This is a genomic window from Mesorhizobium sp. PL10 (assembly GCF_053714315.1).
The window spans coordinates 178,435-195,286 of sequence record NZ_JBSKBR010000004.1 but is presented as its reverse complement, the minus strand read 5'-3'; the positions used below and the strand labels follow the sequence as shown (position 1 = coordinate 195,286).

Below are 16,852 nucleotides of genomic sequence, written 5' to 3'. Positions count from 1 at the left end.
ATCAGGAGAACGGCGCCGTGGCAAATGTCGAACAGGTCCAGCCCAAGAAGGGTCCGTCGCTTGTCATCCAGCTCGCCATGCTTTTGGCGGTGACGGGCGCTGCGATCGGCATGGGCTGGATCTCCGGCGGTTATCTGAAGGGTGTCGGCGGACCGGTGCCGGTGCCGGCCGCACCCGAGAACCAGTCCAATGCCGAGCAGCCGAGCACGGCAACCGAACATGCGCCGGGCACTGGGCCGACGCTCGTGCAGCTGGCGCCGATCACCACCAATCTGGCCGCGCCGGCCGATATCTGGATAAGGCTGGAAGCCTCGGTGGTCTACGATGCGCCGCAGCCGCCGGAGCTCACCGAGAGCATTCACCAGGACCTGCTGGCCATGGTCCGGACCCTGAAGATGCATCAGATCGAAGGCGCCAGCGGCTACCAGCATTTGAAAGCCGACCTCGAGGAGCGCGCCGCGATCCGCAGCGGTGGCCATGCCAAACAGATTCTGATCAGGACATTGCTGCTCGAATGAGAAAACTGCTTCTCGCCGCCGCGATCGTCGTCGCCGCCACTTCTGTCGCCGCTGCCCAGCAGCTCGACCTCGGTGGCATCGGCAAGGCCGACGGCGCCACAGTCGGCTATATCATCCAGATGTTCGGCCTGCTCACGGTGCTGTCCGTGGCGCCGGGCCTGTTGATCATGGTGACGAGCTTCACCCGCTTCGTCATCGCCTTCTCGATCCTGCGCGCCGGCATCGGCCTGCAGTCGACGCCGGCCAATCTGATCCTGATCTCATTGTCGCTGTTCATGACCTTCTATGTCATGGCGCCGACCTTCGACCAGGCCTGGAACACCGGCGTCAAGCCGCTGATGGACAACCAGATCAGCCAGACCGAGGCGTTCGAGAAGATCTCGGACCCGTTCCGCACCTTCATGCTGCACAATGTCCGCGACAAGGATTTCGACCTGTTCGCCGACCTCGCCCGCGAGCGCGGCCAGGTGGTTGCCAAGGAAACCGTCGACCTGCGTATCCTGGTGCCGGCCTTCATGATCTCCGAAATCCGCCGCGGCTTCGAGATCGGTTTCCTGATCGTGCTGCCGTTCCTCGTCATCGATCTGATCGTCGCCACCATCACCATGGCCATGGGCATGATGATGCTGCCGCCGACCGTCGTGTCGCTGCCCTTCAAGATCCTGTTCTTCGTCCTCATCGACGGCTGGAACCTGCTTGTCGGCAGCCTGGTGCGATCCTTCACCTGATCGCCCGCGACCTGCGCGTGGCCAAAATTCCATGCAATATATTTCCGGTTAACCGTCCCGTTTAGCCCTTTGGTAGGGACTCGCCCGCATATTGCTCGCAGATGGCGGGTGATCGGGTCTCACGATCATTGGCATGATGCCGCTCCGTCATACCGGAAAAGCCGGTATGTCAAAAAACACCATGTAAAAAAACAAGGTACGAGTAGCCATGTCCAGTATCATGACCAACGCCGCGGCGCTGACCGCGCTGCAGAGCCTCAACAGCACCAACAAGCAGCTCGAAATGACTCAGGCCCGTATTTCCACGGGCTATCGCGTCGCCACCGCCAGCGACAACGCCGCCTACTGGTCGATCGCGACCTCGATGAAGTCCGACAACAAGGCGCTTTCGTCGGTTCAGGATTCGCTCGGCCTTGGCGCCGGCAAGGTCGACACCGCCTACACCGCCATCAACGACATCAAGGACCAGGTCGACCTGATCAAGTCCAAGCTCGTCACCGCTCGCGGCGCCTCGAAGGAAGACCAGCAGAAGATCGCGACCGAAATCACCGCCATCCAGGCGCAGATCAAGTCGTCGGTAACCAACGCCAACTTCGCCGGCTCGAACCTGCTGCAGAACGATGCCGCCGCCACCTCCGACCTGAAGATCGTCGCTTCCTACAACCGTACCGGCGCGACCGTGACCATCGACACCATCGACGTCAAGGCTGCCGACACGCAGGTTCTCGACATTGCCGGCACGGGCGGCATCGTCGGCGGCCTGCTGGCTACGGCCTTCTTCGATCCGAGCACCACGGCGGTTGCCGCCTCGGCTATCGATACCGCGCTCGGCACCGTTGAAACGGCGCTTGCCAAGCTGTCGACCGGCGCTGCCTCGCTCGGCGCAGCCAAGTCGCGCATCGACACCCAGAAGAGCTTCCTGTCGAACCTGTCGGACTCCATCGACAAGGGCGTCGGCGCCCTCGTCGACGCCGACATGAACAAGGAATCGACCCGTCTGCAGGCCCTCCAGGTCCAGCAGCAGCTCGGCATCCAGGCGCTGTCGATCGCTAACGGCAACTCGCAGTCGATCCTGTCGCTCTTCCGCGGCTGATCTCTCGACTTTACGACTAACAAGATCCCATCGGGCCGCGCCAACAGCGCGGCCCGATTTCTTTTGTGGCTGTTGATTTTCTCTTTGAATGGCGGTCGATTTTTTGCTGTTGGCCGGTGCCCGGATTGGCCTGTTTTAACAGGCCATTAACCATATCTCGCTAGTCATGATTAACCATACCATGGCGGGCAGACCAGACGGTCGATGGGCTTATGCCTACCCCCTGATGAAGTTGACCCGGCGTGTGCAGGACGCGCCAGTTTTTGAGAAGGGGTAAATATCTTGGCAAGCATCATGACGAACGCCTCGGCGCTGACCGCGCTGCAGAGCCTGAACAACACCAACAAGCAGCTCGAAACCACGCAGTCGCGCATTTCGACCGGCTACCGCGTCGCCACCGCTTCCGACAACGCCGCCTACTGGTCGATCGCGACCACGATGAAATCCGACAACAAGGCGCTTTCGGCCGTCCAGGACGCGCTCGGCCTCGGCGCCGGCAAGGTCGACACCGCCTACACCGCCATCACCGATATCAAGGACCAGGTCGACCAGATCAAGGCCAAGCTGGTGACTGCCCGCGGTGCGAGCCAGGACAACCAGCAAAAGATCGCGACGGAAATCAAGGCAATTCAGGACCAGATCAAGTCATCGGTCACCAACGCCTCCTATGCCGGGTCGAACCTGCTGCAGAATGACGCCGCCGCGACCTCCGACTTGAAGATCGTTGCCTCTTACAACCGCACCGGCACGACGGTCGCCATCGACACCATCGACGTCAAGGCTGCTGATACCCAAGTGCTGGACATTGCCGGCACGGGCGGCATTGCCGGCGGTTTGCTTGCTACGACCTTCTTCGATCCTAGCACCACGGCGGTTACCGCTGCCGCCATCGACACCGCACTCGGCGCCGTTGAAACGGCGCTTGCCAAACTGTCCACGGGCGCCGCCTATCTCGGCGCCGCCAAGTCGCGCATCGACACCCAGAAGAGCTTCCTGTCGAACCTGTCGGACTCCATTGACAAGGGCGTCGGCGCTCTGGTCGACGCCGACATGAACAAGGAATCGACCCGTTTGCAGGCCCTCCAGGTCCAGCAGCAGCTCGGCATCCAGTCGCTCTCGATTGCCAACGGCAACTCGCAGTCGATCCTGGCGCTGTTCAAGCAATAGACCGGCCCCGGCTTTCTCTTCCTTCGAATTGAAGGGCCGCGCCAACAGCGCGGCCCTTTCGCTTTGTGGCTGCTTTTTTGATCCATGTCGTTGACCCCTGGACCCGTGCACACTTCCGGGCGACATGCATTATCATCTTCGCACAAGCTTCGCGGTCTAGTGTTCCCACGGAATATCATGCTGGGAGCGCTTGAATCGTGCCGCAACAGATCCAGAGCATCATCTCGAATCTCACGGCATTTGGCGTCAGGCGCCTTGCTATGCTGGCCGGCATTGCCGCGCTGGTCATGGCCGTCATCGGCATCGGCTCGGTCTATCTCAACCGCCCCGCCTATGAGACGCTCTATGTCGGGCTCGATCGTTCCGACGTGAACCAGATCGGCCTGGTGCTCGGCGAGGCCGGCATTGGCTTCGACGTCGGCTCCGACGGTACTTCCGTGCTGGTGCCGGCCGGCACCACCGCACAGGCGCGCATGCTGCTTGCCGAAAAGGGCCTGCCGACCAGCGCCAATGCGGGCTACGAACTGTTCGACAATGTCGGCTCGCTCGGCCTGACATCCTTCATGCAGCAGATTACCCGCGTGCGCGCGCTGGAAGGTGAGATCGCCCGCACCATCCAGTCGATATCAGGCATCAAGGCGGCGCGCGTTCACATCGTCATGTCGGAACGCGCCAACTTCCGCCGCGACGAACAGCAGCCCTCGGCCTCGGTGGTCATCCGCTATTCCGGCATCGACGCCGAAAAGAGCGCCATGTCGATCCGCCATCTCGTTTCCGCCGCGGTCCCCGGCCTGTCGGCCGATAAGGTCACCGTGCTCGATTCAAACGGCAACCTTCTCGCCGCCGGCGATGACCCCTCCAACACAAGTGCCGCCCGCACGCTCGGCGTCGAACAGACCGTCGAGGCGCAGATCGGCGACAACATCCGCCGGGCGCTGACCCCCTATCTCGGCCCCGACAATTTCCGCGCGTCGGTCAAGGCCGATGTCAACACCGACAGCCGCCAGACCGAGGAGACGATCTTCGATCCGGAGTCGCGCGTCGAGCGTTCGGTGCAGTCGGTGCGCGCCAACGAAAACAGCAACCAGAGGCAGGCCTCGACACCGGCCAGCGTCGAGCAGAACCTGCCGGAGACCCAGGCGACCAGCACCGACGGCCCGCAGACATCGTCGGCGAACGATCGCAAGGAAGAGATCACCAATTACGAGATCAATTCCAAGAAGATCGCCACCGTCTCAAACGGCTATTCCGTCACCAAAATGTCGATCGCCGTCGTCGTCAACCAGCAGCGGTTGATGACCATCCTCGGCAAGGACGCCACGCCCGAGCAGATCGCCAAGCGGGTTGCCGACATCCAGAAGATGGTGGTTTCGGCCACCGGCTTCGACGACAAGCGCGGCGACGTCATCGATGTCTCGGCGGTCGAGTTCATCGACGGGCTCGACGGCGAGCCGATCGAGCAGCCGGGCATACTGGCATCGATCGGCACGTATACTGGCACGCTGATCAATGCCGGCGCCTTCATCGTCGTGGTGTTCCTGGTCGCCTTCTTCGGGCTGAGGCCAATGGCCACCGCGCTGACCGCACGGCCGACACCGGCACTGGCTGGACCGAGTTTCGACGACGTCCAGCGTTCGCTTCCGACACCCGAGACCACCGCCGCTGCAGAGCCCCCGCCCGCTGCCTTGCCCAACAGCCGCCCTGGCCCGACCCCGCTCGACGATCTTCGCCAGAAGATCAGGCCCGCGCCGCAGGAACGGCTTGCCCGCATGGTCGATCTCAACGAGGAGCGCACCGCGCAGATCCTGCGCAAATGGGCCGCCCAGGAAGCAACGGTGTAGACCATGGCCTCGGCAGCGCTTTTCGACCTTTTGCCGGATTTCGGCGCACGCACCCAGCGCGCCGGCCAGCCACCGCTCGCGACCAAGGCCGAGCCAAGGCCGGAGACGCCGGCGCCACAGGCCGACATCGGCGCGCTGATCGCCGAAGCGGTCATCGATGCTGAAGCCGCCGTTGAAGCCCGCCTTGCCATCGCCCACCAGGCAGCGCTCGAAGCAGAGCGTCAGGCCAGCGCCGATGAAGCGAGGGTCTTCCTGGAAGGCTTCGGCGGTGACCTTGGCGCAGCTGTCACTGCCCGTATCGACACCATGGAGGCGAAGGTCTGCGAGCTGGTCGGCGCCACCGTTGCCCGCATCATTGGCGGCATCGTCAGCAACGATCTGCAGAAGCGCTCGCTGGAAGCCCTTGCCGGCACGATCCGCGAAGCCGTCGGCGACAGCGAGGCGGTGCGCATCGCCGTGCGCGGGCCGCTGTCGCTATTCGAGACGCTGAAGGTTTCGCTTGGCCCACGCGCGGCCAATCTCGATTTCGTCGAGGCGCCTGGCTTCGACCTTACCGTCGCCATTGACGAGGCGGTATTCGAAACCCGCATTGCCGAATGGTCTTCTGCATTGTCCGAGGCCCTCTCATGAACGGGGACTTGTCATGAGCGTTGCCGACGCTGCAGAACCCAGGCACGAAATCATCATCGTGCGGCGCAACCACGACGACCACGACGACGCCCATCATGGCGGCGTCTGGAAGATCGCCTTTGCCGATTTCATGACCGCCATGATGTGCTTCTTCCTCGTCATGTGGCTGATCAATGCCGCCAACGAGCAGACCAAGGCCGCCGTCGCAAGCTATTTCAACCCGGTCAAGCTGGTCGACCGCAACGCCAGCCGCAAGGGCCTCGAAGACCTCGGCGATGGCCCGAGCAAGGTCGGGCTGACGGCTGACGACCCGAAGGACAAGACCAGGAAGGCCGGACAGGACGGCATCGGCGGCGCCGGCACTTCCGACAAGAAACAGCCGAAGGAATCAGCGCCGAAGACCGATCTTTCCGACGAGCATCTGTTTGCCGATCCCTATGCGGTGCTGTCGGAAATCGCCACCGACACCGGCGTCATGCAGAATGTCAGCGAAAAGGGCGATGGCGGCGCGCAGGCGTCCGGCCCGGCCACCGGCGCATCGGGCGGCCAATCCTACCGCGACCCCTTCGCGCCGGATTTCTGGTCGCAGCAGGTGGCGGCACCCGGCGCCGAAGCCACCGCCGAACGCAGCAAGATCGAAGGCGATCCGCTCAAGCCCGGCGACAAGGCGGCACAGACGCAAGTGGCGGAAGTAAAGGCCGTGCCGCCCGCTCCGCCCGTGACGGAAGCGCCGGTCGAGCCGCTGGCGAAATCCGCATCCGACAAGCCGCTGACCAAGGCTGAAGCAAAGGCAGCGGCCAAGGCTGAAGCGGCAAAGGTCGAAGAGGCAAAGGCCGAAGCGAAAAAGGCGGAAATTGCAAAGGCCGAAGCCGCCGAAGCACAACCCGCACCCAAGCCCGAAGCAACGGAACAGGCGCCGAGCGCCGCCGCCATTAAGGCCGCGGCGCAGGTCAAGCAGGAACTGGCCGAGGCCTTCAAGCCAGGCGACAAATTGCACGACGGCGTCTCCGTCGAGGCCACCGACAAGGGCGTCGTCATCTCGATTACCGACCAGTTCGATTTCGGCATGTTCGAGATCGGATCTGCGGTGCCGCGGCGTGAACTAGTGCTGGCAATGGAGAAGATCGGCCGCATCGTCAATGAGCAGAAAGGCGCGATCAGCATCAACGGCCACACCGATGCGCGACCGTTCCGCAGCGACACCTATGACAATTGGCGGCTGTCCACGGCGCGCGCCCATTCCGCCTACTACATGCTGGTGCGCGGCGGCGTCGACGAGCGCCGCATCACCGAAGTCGCCGGCTTCGCCGACCGCGAGCCGAAGGTTGCAGCCGATCCGATGGCCGCCGCCAATCGACGCATCGAGATCCTGATGGCGACCGACGGATGAGGCGCTCCGCCATCATCGGCCGCGCCATCGGCCTGCTGCTGCTGAGCACTGTCCACTCGCCGGCAGCTTTTGCCGAGGACGGCCTGCAGCCCTATCAGCTGGTGCGCTCGCTGCAGCTGGTGCAGGACCGCATCGCCGCCGGCGACCATGCCGCGCTGCCGATGCAGGCCAAGCTGCTCGAAATGGCCGACACAAGGTTGCGCGCGGCGGACGCGGACGATTTCAGCGACCCGAAGAATTTTCGCGCCTTGCTGGTCTATGGCATGAGCGGCGGCAATCCCGTCACCGTCGAGGCGGCGGTGTCGCGCGCCAAGACCGACCAGCAAAGCCTGGCCATCGCCAAGGGTATTGTCGATTATCTGAACGGCCGCCCGGCGGCCGCGATCGAAGCGCTGAAGCCGATCGATCCGATGACACTGCCCGCGGATCTCGGTGCTTTCCTGGCGTTGGTCAAAGGCTCATTGCTTGCCACCGAAGAGCCGGTCGCCGCGCTGGCGTTGCTCGACGATGCGCGCCTGCTCAGCCCCGGCACACTGGTCGAGGAAGCGGCGCTGCGCCGCTCGGTCGGCATCGCCGCCGCGCAAGGCGACGGCGCGCGCTTCGCGCTCGCCTCGACCCAATATGTCGAGGACTATCTCTATTCGCCCTATGCCAGCCAGTTTGCCGACGCCTTCGTCTCCGGCGTCATCACGCTGCATATGGCGATCAGCCAGGACAAGCTCGCCGACATCACCACAATGATGGATCCCGAGCGCGAGAAAGTAATCTACCTGCGCATTGCCCGCCGTGCCGCGATCGACGGCCTCGCCGATCTCTCCGCTTTTGCGTCGGCCAGGGCCGAGCAGGGTCGCGACGGCATCCACAATCAGGACGACCCGCGTGCGCAACTCTATTCCAGCCTGTCCACGGTGACGTCTGGCACCATCGACGAGGTCCGCGCCAAGCTGGACAAGATCGATCGCAGCCAGCTTTCGCAAAGCGATCGCGACTTGCTCGATGCCGCGCAGGCCGTGGCCGGCGAAGTGATCGCGCCGCCGGCGCCGCTGCCTGCCGGCAAGCCCGCGCCTGCGGCGGCCGAACAGAAGCCGGTCAAGACCGCGGCAACGACAAACCCCGATGAGCCCGAGCTGCCGCCGGTCGAAGGCGCACTGCCGGAACAGCCAGCTGCTGCAGCTTCGGGCGGACCGGCCGCAACCGACGGGCCGAAAGCGCCAGGCGAACCAGCCGCGCAGGCACTGAGCACGCCTCGGACAAAGGCGCCGGAAGCGCCTGCAGTCGCCACCCCGGGTGATGCGGCCGCTATCGTGCCGGCATCGGCACCTGCAGCCGGCGCCGAACCCGCCGATCCCACCGACGCCGCCATGGCCAAGACGCGCCGCCAGCTCGATTTGATCGACCAGATGCTTGGAGCAGCCCCGAAATGACCACCAATCTTGGCCAGGCCCTGCCGGGATTTGCGCCCGTGCACGCTGGATCGAAGCAGCCGGCGCCGAACGCCAAGGGCGACGACAAAAGCTTCGGTGAATTGGTGCGCGGCGAGGACAATCCGCCGACGCAGAAAGGCCAGGGAGCAATCGAGGCCGCGCCGCACGAGCCACGCTGGACCCGACGCGGCGCAGCCGGTCCCGCCAGGGGCGAGACTGCACACGCAGAGACGGGCAAGACGGCCTCCAAACCGGTTGCCGGGAAAGCCAGAAAAGACCCTGTCGACGGCGATCAGGACAAAGGGTCCGCCGACGCCGAGGCGGCCGGACAAGGCACAGGCACATCGCCACTTCAGGACCAGTTGCCTTTGCTGATAGCGCTGCATGACATCAGCCGTTTCTCGGCGGCCAGGGCGAGCGGGAACGCCGCCGCTACGAATGAACAGACTGAACAACCGTCGCGCGACGGCGAGACCGTTTCTGCGCAGACGCCGCCTCTGTCGTTGAAGAAATTCCGCGCGACATCCGGCCCCGACAACAGCCTGGACACGGAGCCGCGGCCCGAACGGGCCAGGGCCGGCGCTGACGTTTCCGGGCAGCATCAGGGGCAAAAGCTGGCCGCAATAGGACCCGAGGCCAGCAAACTGCCTAACCCGGATGGCGCGACCCCAGCTCTGCAGGCGGGCGAGCCGGCAAGCGAGAGTTCCGCGCCCGCCGCAAAGCGGTCAGCTTTGTCGACAAAGGGCGTCGAAGCCGCGCAGTCCACCGCATCGTCCGCATCCGGAAAACAGGCACCGTCCGCCGGGCGCGTCGACATTGTCGCCGAGCAAAGTTTCCCGGCACCAGCGCAAAGCCCGATAAATCAGACGACCTCAGCTTTGATCGACGCACTCGCCTCGGACAACGGCCTGCGGCAAGCGGTTTCGACGCCGTCGACGACCGCCCAGACGGCCGGTTCTGTTGCCGTTCCGACACATATACTGAAGATCGAGCTTCACCCCGCCGAACTGGGTATGGTCACTGCCAGTCTCAGGCTCGCCGGAGAACAACTTTCGATAGAATTGAAGCCCGAAACCCATGAGGCCTATCGCCGTCTCGCCACCGACAGCGACGCCATCGTGAAGTCGTTGCGCGGGCTCGGCTTCGATGTGGACAAGGTCACCATCCTGCAACCCTCGATAGCAGCACGCGCCCCGGCACGCAGCGATGCAGGCAACTCCCAGCCAATGCCGCAAGGCCGCGACCAGTCCGCTTTTCAACCCGGAAACTCGAGCGGCAACAATTCGGGTTCGGGCGGCCAGCAGTCGGGAAGAAACCGCAATGACCATGCTCAGGAATTCGGCCGCCCCGGTGCGCCTGCTCGCGAGCGCGCTGGCGACGATATGTTTATCTAGCCTCGCGGCCAGCCCCGCCAACGCCGCCACCAACTCTTGCGAGCCCGAGATCCTGCGCGCCGCCGATCGCTATGGCGTGCCGGCCGGGATCCTCTATGCAGTCGGCCTTGCCGAAACTGGCAAGAGGGGTAGCCTACAGCCTAATGCATTGAATATAGAGGGAAAGGCGGTATTTCCGAGAAGCCGAAGCGAGGCCTTGGCTACCTTCGAAGCAGCCCGGCGCGAGGGCAAGACGCTCATCGACCTCGGCTGCATGCAGATCAATCATCACTATCACGCCGCCCATTTCCGCAGCGTCGATGATATGCTCGATCCGCGCCAGAATGTCGACTATGCGGCGCGCTTCCTGGCCAGTCTGCATGCCCGTCATGTCAGCTGGTCGATGGCCGTCGCCCGCTATCACGCCGGCCCCGACAACGATCCCGCGCAGAAGTTTTATGTCTGCCGCGTCATCTCCAACATGGTCGCCACCGGCTTCGGCAAATGGACGCCGAACGCCCGCGCCTTCTGCATCCCATAGTTGCATGCGCCATTTGCGGGGCCACGAGCCCTTCTAAGGAAAGTGACGTGGCACGTCACCCCGCATCCGCAGCCATCGATACAACCAACCGGCCGGCTTTATTGCGGATCACGAAATAACTCCCAAGAAAATAGTTACAAGAAATGATGGTTTTTCAGGATTCACGGCACCGGTTACGCCTTTTGCCACGGGGCAGATGATCTGATTCGGAAGGGCGGGCCGATGATTGTAGTCGTTGACGAGCGTGAGCTCGTAACTGAGGGGTATAATTCACTTTTCGATCGTGAGGGCGTCGCCTGTGCGGGCTTCGCACCAGGCGAATTCGGCGAGTGGGTGACATCGGCTGCCGACACCGATTTGAAGTCGGTCCGCGCCTTCCTCATCGGCGATTGCCGCGAAGGCGCCATCTCGCCACGCCAGATCCGGGATCGCACCGGCGCTCCTGTCATCGCGCTCAGCGAACAGCACTCGCTCGAGAATACACTGCGGCTGTTCGAGAGCGGCGTCGACGACGTCATCCGCAAGCCGGTCCACATCAGAGAGATCCTGGCCCGCATCACCGCCATCCGCCGCCGCGCCCATGAGGACGTCAGCTACACCGAGATCGGCGCCATGCGCATCTTCATGGACGGCCGCGATCCCGAGATCGATGGCCAGCCGCTGCCTCTGCCGCGCCGCGAGCGCCGCATCCTCGAATATCTGGCGAGCAACCGCGGACGCCGCGTCACCAAGACCCAGGTCTTCAACGCCATCTACGGCATCTTCGACGAAGAGGTCGAGGAGAACGTGGTCGAGAGCCACATCTCCAAATTGCGCAAGAAGCTGCGCGAAAAGCTTGGCAAGGACCCGATCGATTCCAAGCGCTTCCTCGGCTACCGGCTGGTGTTCTGATGGCGGTCTGCGCCAGCCTCGCGCAAGACAGAGATCATACCCTCGCGACCACAGACATGGGCATTGGGGAGACGTTTCGATGAGCCTTTACGGAATGATGCGGACCGGCGTTTCCGGCATGAATGCACAGGCTAATCGCCTGTCGGCGACAGCCGACAACATCGCCAATTCCGACACCACCGGCTACAAGCGATCCTCCGCCGAGTTTTCGACGCTGATCATGCCGCAGGTCGGCGGCGCCTACAATTCCGGCGGCGTCAACACCACCATCCGCTCGGCGATCAGCGCCCAGGGCGTGCTTCAGTACACAACCTCGGTTTCCGACCTTGCGGTCAACGGCAACGGTTTCTTCGTCGTCCAGGACCCCAGCGGAACGCCTTTCCTCACCCGCGCCGGCGCTTTCGTTCCCGACGCCCAGGGCAGGCTGGTCAACGCCGCCGGCTACCAGCTGATGGCCTACAGCTACGCCAACGGCACGCCTGCTGCCACCGCCAACGGCTTCGAAGGCCTGGTGCCCGTCGAGATCTCCGACCAGGAAATGACGGCGACACCCAGCACCTCAGGAAACTTCAACGCCAATCTGCCCGCGGGCGCCACCCCGCCCGCCGGTCCGCTGCCGTCCACCAACAGCGCGACGGCAGAGTACACGTCGAAATCCTCGATGGTCACCTACGACAATCTCGGCAACAAGAAGCTGCTCGACGTCTACTTTACCAACACCGGCACCGGCACCTGGTCGGTTTCGGTGTTCGACCAGTCCAAGGCGACGCCCGGCACGTCCTTCCCCTATACCGGCGGTGCGCTGGCCTCGGCCAACCTGACATTCGACACCACCACCGGTAAGCTCACCGGCGCCGTCGACTCAATTACGATCCCCGTACCGGGCGGTGCGTCGCTCGATCTCGATCTGTCCAAGTTGACCCAGCTCGGCACCGGCTTCACCGTCTCCGAGGCCAAGGTCAACGGCAACGCCCCCAGCACCATCGAAAAGATCCAGATCGGTGAGGATGGCGTCATCTACGCTCAATATCAGGACGGTTCGACCAAGCCGCTGTTCAAGATTCCGCTGGCCGACGTCCAGAGCGCCGACAACCTCACCGCGCTGCCCGGCAACGTCTATGCACAGAGCACCGACTCCGGCACCGTGCGCATCGGCTTTGCCAATGAAGGCAAGCTCGGCAGCATCATCTCCGGCGCGTTGGAAAATTCCAACGTCGATATCGCCGAGGAATTAACCAACATGATTGCTGCGCAGCGCAGCTACACCGCAAATTCGAAAGTATTCCAAACCGGTTCCGACCTCATGGATGTCCTTGTCAACCTGAAGAGATAAATGACGGGCGCTAGTGGGATGAACCCAAACCAGAGCGGCGCGGTGCGCGGAGTTCGAATTCAAGGCTACACCGGCAAACCGGCTGGTGTGGTCTGGGATCGGAGGTTTCCGAGCGCTGACATCGACGACAGGGCAGAAACGTCATCCTCTTCCCACTGGCCTCGTGAAAGACCCGCATGTCGCTGACTTCCGCATTGACCATAGCCCAACAGTCGCTTCAGACCACGTCGAAGCAGACCAGCGTCCTTTCCCGCAACATTGCCGACGCTAGCAATCCCGACTACGCCCGCCGCACGGCGGTCGTCGTCAGCAGCGCGCCGGGCGCCCGCTCGGTGGAGATCCAGCGCGCGGCCAATGCCCTGCTGTTTCGCCAGAACCTCAGCGCGCAATCGGCCTGGAGCGGCCAGAGCACGCTCTACAGCGGCATTGACCGCCTCGCCGTTGCCGTCAACGGCGTCGACAATTCCTCCTCTGCTTCCACCGCGATCGGCAATCTGCAGAACGCGCTGCAGCTTTACGCCGCCACGCCATCCAACCAGAACCTCGGCTCCAGCGTCATCGACGCGGCACAGCAGGTGGTGCGCGCGCTGAACGACGGCACCAACGCGATCCAGGATTTCCGCACCCAGGCTGATGGCGAGATATCAACGGCCGTCGACGATCTCAACTCGCTGCTCAGCCAGTTCCAGGACGCCAACAAGGCGGTCATCTCCGCAACCCGCTCGGGTACGGACGCATCCGACGCGCTCGACCAGCGCGACTCCCTGCTGAAGAAGATTGCGGACTATGTTCCGGTATCGACCTTCACGCGCGGCGACAACGACATGGTCATCACCACCAAGGACGGCACGACGCTGTTCGAAACCATTCCGCGCTCGGTCAGTTTCACGCCGTCGGCGGGTTACACCGCCGGCACGCCGGGCAACACCATCTATATCGACAATGTGCCGGTCCGCGCCGGCACCGGCGGCAACACCAGCGCCGACGGCAAACTCGCCGGACTGATCACCTTGCGCGACGGCGTCGCTGCGACCATGCAGAGCCAGCTCGACGAAGTCGCGCGTGGCCTGATCACTGCCTTTGCCGAAACCGCACCTGCGCAGCCCGATCGGACAGGCCTGTTCACCTGGTCGGGCGCACCCGCCATTCCGGCCGCAGGTACGCTGATCGACGGCCTTGCCGGCTCGATCAAAGTCAACGCCGCGATGGATCCGAGCGTCGGTGGCAATCCGGTTCTGCTGCGTGACGGCGGTGCCAATGGCGCCGCCTATATCGCCAACACCGGCGCCAACGCCTCCTATTCGCAGTTGCTGATCGGCTATGGCGACAAGCTCGACAAGCCGATGCCTTTCGACGCTTCGGCCGGCATCACCGTCACCTCCAGCGTCTCCGACTACGCCGCCAACGCCATTGGCTGGTTCGAAGGCCAGCGCCAGCAGGCCTCGACCAATGCCGACGCCAAGGAAGCGCTGGCCTCGCGCACCGCCGAGGCGCTGTCCAACGACACCGGCGTCAATGTCGATCAGGAGATGTCGCTGCTGCTCGACCTCGAACACACCTATCAGGCCTCGGCGCGCATGATGAAAACCGTCGACGACATGCTGTCGTCCCTGCTCGATGCCGTGGGATAAGCCATGAAAGCCACATCCGTCTCTTCAGCCGCCCTTTCCAACGCCGCGCGCTACCAGCAGATGCGCATGCAGGCCGAACTGGTCAAAGCCACCAAGGAATCGACGACCGGCACCGTCGCCGATGTCGGCCTGGCGCTCGGCGCGCGCACCTCGCAGGCGGTGACCTTCTCGCGCGATCTCGACCGGTTGAACGTCATCATCGATTCCAATTCGCTGGTCACCGCCCGGCTGTCTTCGACCCAGGATGCGCTTGGGCAGCTTTCCGACACGGCGCAGAATTTGCTGACCGCGCTGACCGCCGCCGGCAATTCCTCGAGCACCATCACACAGCAAGCCGGCAAGGCCGCCGTGCAGCAGATGACCTCGATCCTCAACGCCAGCGTCAACGGCGAATACCTTTTTGCCGGCACCAATACCGACGTCAAGCCGATCGACGATTTCACCGCCACCGGCTCACCCGCCAAGGCGGCATTCGACGCTTCCTTCTCATCTTATTTCGGCTTCACGCAGAACGACCCGCTCGCCGCCAACATCACCGCCGCCCAGATGGACAGCTTCATCACCAGCAATGTCGTGCCGCAGTTCATGGGCGCGGGCTGGCAGGCCAACTGGTCGAACGCCACCGACCAGCAGATTGTCAGCCGCATTTCGCTCGGCGAAACCACCCAGACATCGGCCAGCGCCAATAACGACAGCACCCGCAAACTTGCGATGGCTTCCGCCATGGTCACCGGCCTGCTCTCCGGCAACATCAGCCAGGCGGCGAAGACCGCCGTTGTCGGCCGCGCCCAGGCGATGGTCGGCGAGGCGCTGGGCGGACTCGGCCAGCTACAGGCCGAGACCGGCCTTGCCGAGAAGCGTGTGTCCGACGCCAGCGACCGGATGAAGACGCAGGTCGACTTGTTCGAACGACATATCCTCGATCTGGAACACGTCGATCCGGCCGAGGCAGCCACCCGCGTCGCGGATCTGACACAGCATATCGAGACGTCCTTCGCGCTGACCGCGCGCCTGCAGCAGATGAGCCTGCTGAACTACCTGACCTGACAATCTCAACCGCAACGGTAGAGCCAAACGATGTACCAATTCTCCTACGCCGACGTTCAGACCGACTCCGTTGCCGATGCGAAGGATCGCGAGCGGCAGCTTTTGACCCGCTCGATCGAGATGCTGGCAGCAGCGGCGGCTGTCGGTCACACTTCGATGGAGGCGGTCGAGGCGCTGCACTTCACCAACCGGGTCTGGACCACCTTCGTCGAGGATCTCGGCTCCAGCGACAATGTCCTGCCCAAGGAACTGCGCGCCAACCTCATCTCCATCGGCCTGTGGCTGCTGCGCGAGGCCGAGGACATCCGCCAGGGCCGCACCGACAATTTCGAAGGCCTGATCGAAGTGTCCCAGATCATCCGGGACGGCATTCAATGACCAACACGTTGAAGATATCGCTGAAGCCGAACGAGAAGATCTACATCAACGGCGCCGTCATTCGCGTCGACCGCAAGGTCACCGTCGAGCTGATGAACGATGTGCAGTTTTTGCTCGAGAACCATGTCATCCAGGCCGACGAGGCCTCGACACCGCTGAAGCAGCTCTACTTCATCCTGCAGGTCATGCTGATGAACCCGGCCGGCGCCGTCGAGGCGCGCGCCATGTTTCGCCGCTCACTCCCCCTGCTGCTGGCAAGCTTCGAGGACGAGCAGATCAACAGCGCGCTGAAGCAGATCGACCGCATGGTCGGTGAAGACCACATTTATGAAGCGCTTAAGGCGATCCGCGCGCTTTATCCGCTCGAACGCCGCGCGCTTGGCGGCAATGACGATGTTCAGGGTGCGCAGCGCCCGCAGGCCGTGGGAGCACGATACTGATGAATGTAGACATGACGACGACGATCCCGACGGGCGCCAACCAGGGCACCCAGCAAACTTCGAAGACAGCGGTCGACTACCAGTCGTTCCTGAAGCTGCTGGTCGCCGAGATGAAGAACCAGGATCCGACGAAACCGATGGATTCGACGCAGTATGTCGCCCAGCTCGCCACCTTCTCGCAGGTCGAGCAATCGGTGCAGACCAACACCAAGCTCGAGCAGATCATGCAGTCCTCGGCGCTGTCGCAGGCGGACGCCCTGATCGGCCGTTCGATCACTTCCGCCGACGGCAAGACGACGGGCGTCGTGGCCTCCGTCAAGCTTGCCAGCAACGGCCTGATCGCGGTACTGCAGAACGGCACCGAAGTGCCGGTTGGCGCGGGCGTTTCGATCAAGCCGGCCAGCTAGGCCGGTTCCGCAGAGGCGCA

General features: G+C 63.5%; 17 protein-coding genes. All 17 read left to right on the top strand.

Features of this window, described 5'->3' with window-relative positions:
* Positions 1-17: 17 nt before the first annotated feature.
* The 17 genes from ACWGTO_RS09285 to flgD all read left to right on the top strand — a co-directional run bounded on the left by ACWGTO_RS09285 (position 18) and on the right by flgD (position 16,832).
* Positions 18-518, top strand: coding sequence for a flagellar basal body-associated FliL family protein (locus tag ACWGTO_RS09285; protein ID WP_454574558.1), 501 nt, complete (start codon positions 18-20; stop codon positions 516-518).
* The gene (fliP, locus tag ACWGTO_RS09280) at positions 515-1,246 is read left to right on the top strand and encodes a flagellar type III secretion system pore protein FliP (protein WP_023828200.1); all 732 of its coding nucleotides are present in this window, start codon (positions 515-517) and stop codon (positions 1,244-1,246) included. The genes ACWGTO_RS09285 and fliP overlap by 4 nt, the downstream gene beginning before the upstream one ends.
* Positions 1,247-1,454: 208 nt before the next feature.
* Entirely contained in the window at positions 1,455-2,339 is an 885-nt protein-coding gene (locus ACWGTO_RS09275; RefSeq protein ID WP_454574557.1) for a flagellin N-terminal helical domain-containing protein, read from the top strand.
* 282 nt (positions 2,340-2,621) lie between these two features.
* Entirely contained in the window at positions 2,622-3,506 is an 885-nt protein-coding gene (locus tag ACWGTO_RS09270) for a flagellin N-terminal helical domain-containing protein (protein WP_454574556.1), read from the top strand.
* A 197-nt stretch (positions 3,507-3,703) separates the two neighbouring features.
* Positions 3,704-5,347 carry a flagellar basal-body MS-ring/collar protein FliF gene (fliF, locus tag ACWGTO_RS09265; protein ID WP_454574555.1) on the top strand — a complete coding sequence of 548 codons (1,644 nt, stop codon included), beginning with the start codon at positions 3,704-3,706 and terminating at the stop codon, positions 5,345-5,347.
* Positions 5,348-5,350: 3 nt separating this feature from the next.
* Positions 5,351-5,977, top strand: coding sequence for a hypothetical protein (locus ACWGTO_RS09260; RefSeq protein WP_454574554.1), 627 nt, complete (start codon positions 5,351-5,353; stop codon positions 5,975-5,977).
* Between the two features lie 13 nt (positions 5,978-5,990).
* Positions 5,991-7,367 carry a MotB family protein gene (locus ACWGTO_RS09255; protein ID WP_454574553.1) on the top strand — a complete coding sequence of 459 codons (1,377 nt, stop codon included), beginning with the start codon at positions 5,991-5,993 and terminating at the stop codon, positions 7,365-7,367.
* Positions 7,364-8,791, top strand: coding sequence for a chemotaxis protein MotC (locus ACWGTO_RS09250; RefSeq protein WP_454574552.1), 1,428 nt, complete (start codon positions 7,364-7,366; stop codon positions 8,789-8,791). Before ACWGTO_RS09255 ends, ACWGTO_RS09250 begins: the two co-directional genes overlap by 4 nt.
* Entirely contained in the window at positions 8,788-10,185 is a 1,398-nt protein-coding gene (gene fliK, locus ACWGTO_RS09245; RefSeq protein ID WP_454574551.1) for a flagellar hook-length control protein FliK, read from the top strand. Before ACWGTO_RS09250 ends, fliK begins: the two co-directional genes overlap by 4 nt.
* Positions 10,118-10,705, top strand: a complete 588-nt coding sequence (locus ACWGTO_RS09240) for a transglycosylase SLT domain-containing protein (RefSeq protein ID WP_454574681.1) — start codon at positions 10,118-10,120, stop codon at positions 10,703-10,705. Before fliK ends, ACWGTO_RS09240 begins: the two co-directional genes overlap by 68 nt.
* Positions 10,706-10,927: 222 nt before the next feature.
* The gene (locus tag ACWGTO_RS09235) at positions 10,928-11,596 is read left to right on the top strand and encodes a response regulator transcription factor (RefSeq protein ID WP_454574550.1); all 669 of its coding nucleotides are present in this window, start codon (positions 10,928-10,930) and stop codon (positions 11,594-11,596) included.
* A gap of 79 nt (positions 11,597-11,675) precedes the next feature.
* Complete coding sequence (locus tag ACWGTO_RS09230; protein WP_454574549.1) at positions 11,676-12,929, top strand: flagellar hook protein FlgE; 1,254 nt, start codon at positions 11,676-11,678, stop codon at positions 12,927-12,929.
* A 176-nt stretch (positions 12,930-13,105) separates the two neighbouring features.
* Positions 13,106-14,560: a flagellar hook-associated protein FlgK gene (flgK, locus tag ACWGTO_RS09225; protein WP_454574548.1), complete on the top strand. Its 1,455-nt coding sequence runs from the start codon at positions 13,106-13,108 to the stop codon at positions 14,558-14,560.
* 3 nt (positions 14,561-14,563) lie between these two features.
* A complete protein-coding gene (locus ACWGTO_RS09220; protein ID WP_454574547.1) occupies positions 14,564-15,607 on the top strand; it encodes a flagellar hook-associated family protein in 1,044 nt (347 codons plus the stop codon).
* 30 nt (positions 15,608-15,637) lie between these two features.
* Positions 15,638-15,985 (top strand): flagellar biosynthesis regulator FlaF, encoded by a 348-nt coding sequence (gene flaF / locus ACWGTO_RS09215; RefSeq protein ID WP_454574546.1) that lies wholly within the window; start codon positions 15,638-15,640, stop codon positions 15,983-15,985.
* The gene (gene flbT / locus ACWGTO_RS09210) at positions 15,982-16,425 is read left to right on the top strand and encodes a flagellar biosynthesis repressor FlbT (protein ID WP_454574545.1); all 444 of its coding nucleotides are present in this window, start codon (positions 15,982-15,984) and stop codon (positions 16,423-16,425) included. The genes flaF and flbT overlap by 4 nt, the downstream gene beginning before the upstream one ends.
* Entirely contained in the window at positions 16,425-16,832 is a 408-nt protein-coding gene (gene flgD, locus ACWGTO_RS09205; protein ID WP_454574544.1) for a flagellar hook assembly protein FlgD, read from the top strand. Before flbT ends, flgD begins: the two co-directional genes overlap by 1 nt.
* Positions 16,833-16,852 lie beyond the last annotated feature (20 nt).

Excerpts from the sequence above, each read along its gene's own strand:
- ACWGTO_RS09260 (WP_454574554.1), top strand. The coding sequence starts at position 5,351 with ATGGCCTCGGCAGCGCTTTTCGACCTTTTGCCGGATTTCGGCGCACGC.
- fliP (WP_023828200.1), top strand. The coding sequence starts at position 515 with ATGAGAAAACTGCTTCTCGCCGCCGCGATCGTCGTCGCCGCCACTTCT.
- ACWGTO_RS09275 (WP_454574557.1), top strand. The coding sequence starts at position 1,455 with ATGTCCAGTATCATGACCAACGCCGCGGCGCTGACCGCGCTGCAGAGC.
- ACWGTO_RS09250 (WP_454574552.1), top strand. The coding sequence starts at position 7,364 with ATGAGGCGCTCCGCCATCATCGGCCGCGCCATCGGCCTGCTGCTGCTG.
- flgD (WP_454574544.1), top strand. The coding sequence starts at position 16,425 with ATGAATGTAGACATGACGACGACGATCCCGACGGGCGCCAACCAGGGC.
- ACWGTO_RS09230 (WP_454574549.1), top strand. The coding sequence starts at position 11,676 with ATGAGCCTTTACGGAATGATGCGGACCGGCGTTTCCGGCATGAATGCA.
- ACWGTO_RS09255 (WP_454574553.1), top strand. The coding sequence starts at position 5,991 with ATGAGCGTTGCCGACGCTGCAGAACCCAGGCACGAAATCATCATCGTG.
- fliK (WP_454574551.1), top strand. The coding sequence starts at position 8,788 with ATGACCACCAATCTTGGCCAGGCCCTGCCGGGATTTGCGCCCGTGCAC.
- ACWGTO_RS09235 (WP_454574550.1), top strand. The coding sequence starts at position 10,928 with ATGATTGTAGTCGTTGACGAGCGTGAGCTCGTAACTGAGGGGTATAAT.
- flaF (WP_454574546.1), top strand. The coding sequence starts at position 15,638 with ATGTACCAATTCTCCTACGCCGACGTTCAGACCGACTCCGTTGCCGAT.
- ACWGTO_RS09240 (WP_454574681.1), top strand. The coding sequence starts at position 10,118 with ATGCTCAGGAATTCGGCCGCCCCGGTGCGCCTGCTCGCGAGCGCGCTG.
- flgK (WP_454574548.1), top strand. The coding sequence starts at position 13,106 with ATGTCGCTGACTTCCGCATTGACCATAGCCCAACAGTCGCTTCAGACC.
- ACWGTO_RS09220 (WP_454574547.1), top strand. The coding sequence starts at position 14,564 with ATGAAAGCCACATCCGTCTCTTCAGCCGCCCTTTCCAACGCCGCGCGC.
- flbT (WP_454574545.1), top strand. The coding sequence starts at position 15,982 with ATGACCAACACGTTGAAGATATCGCTGAAGCCGAACGAGAAGATCTAC.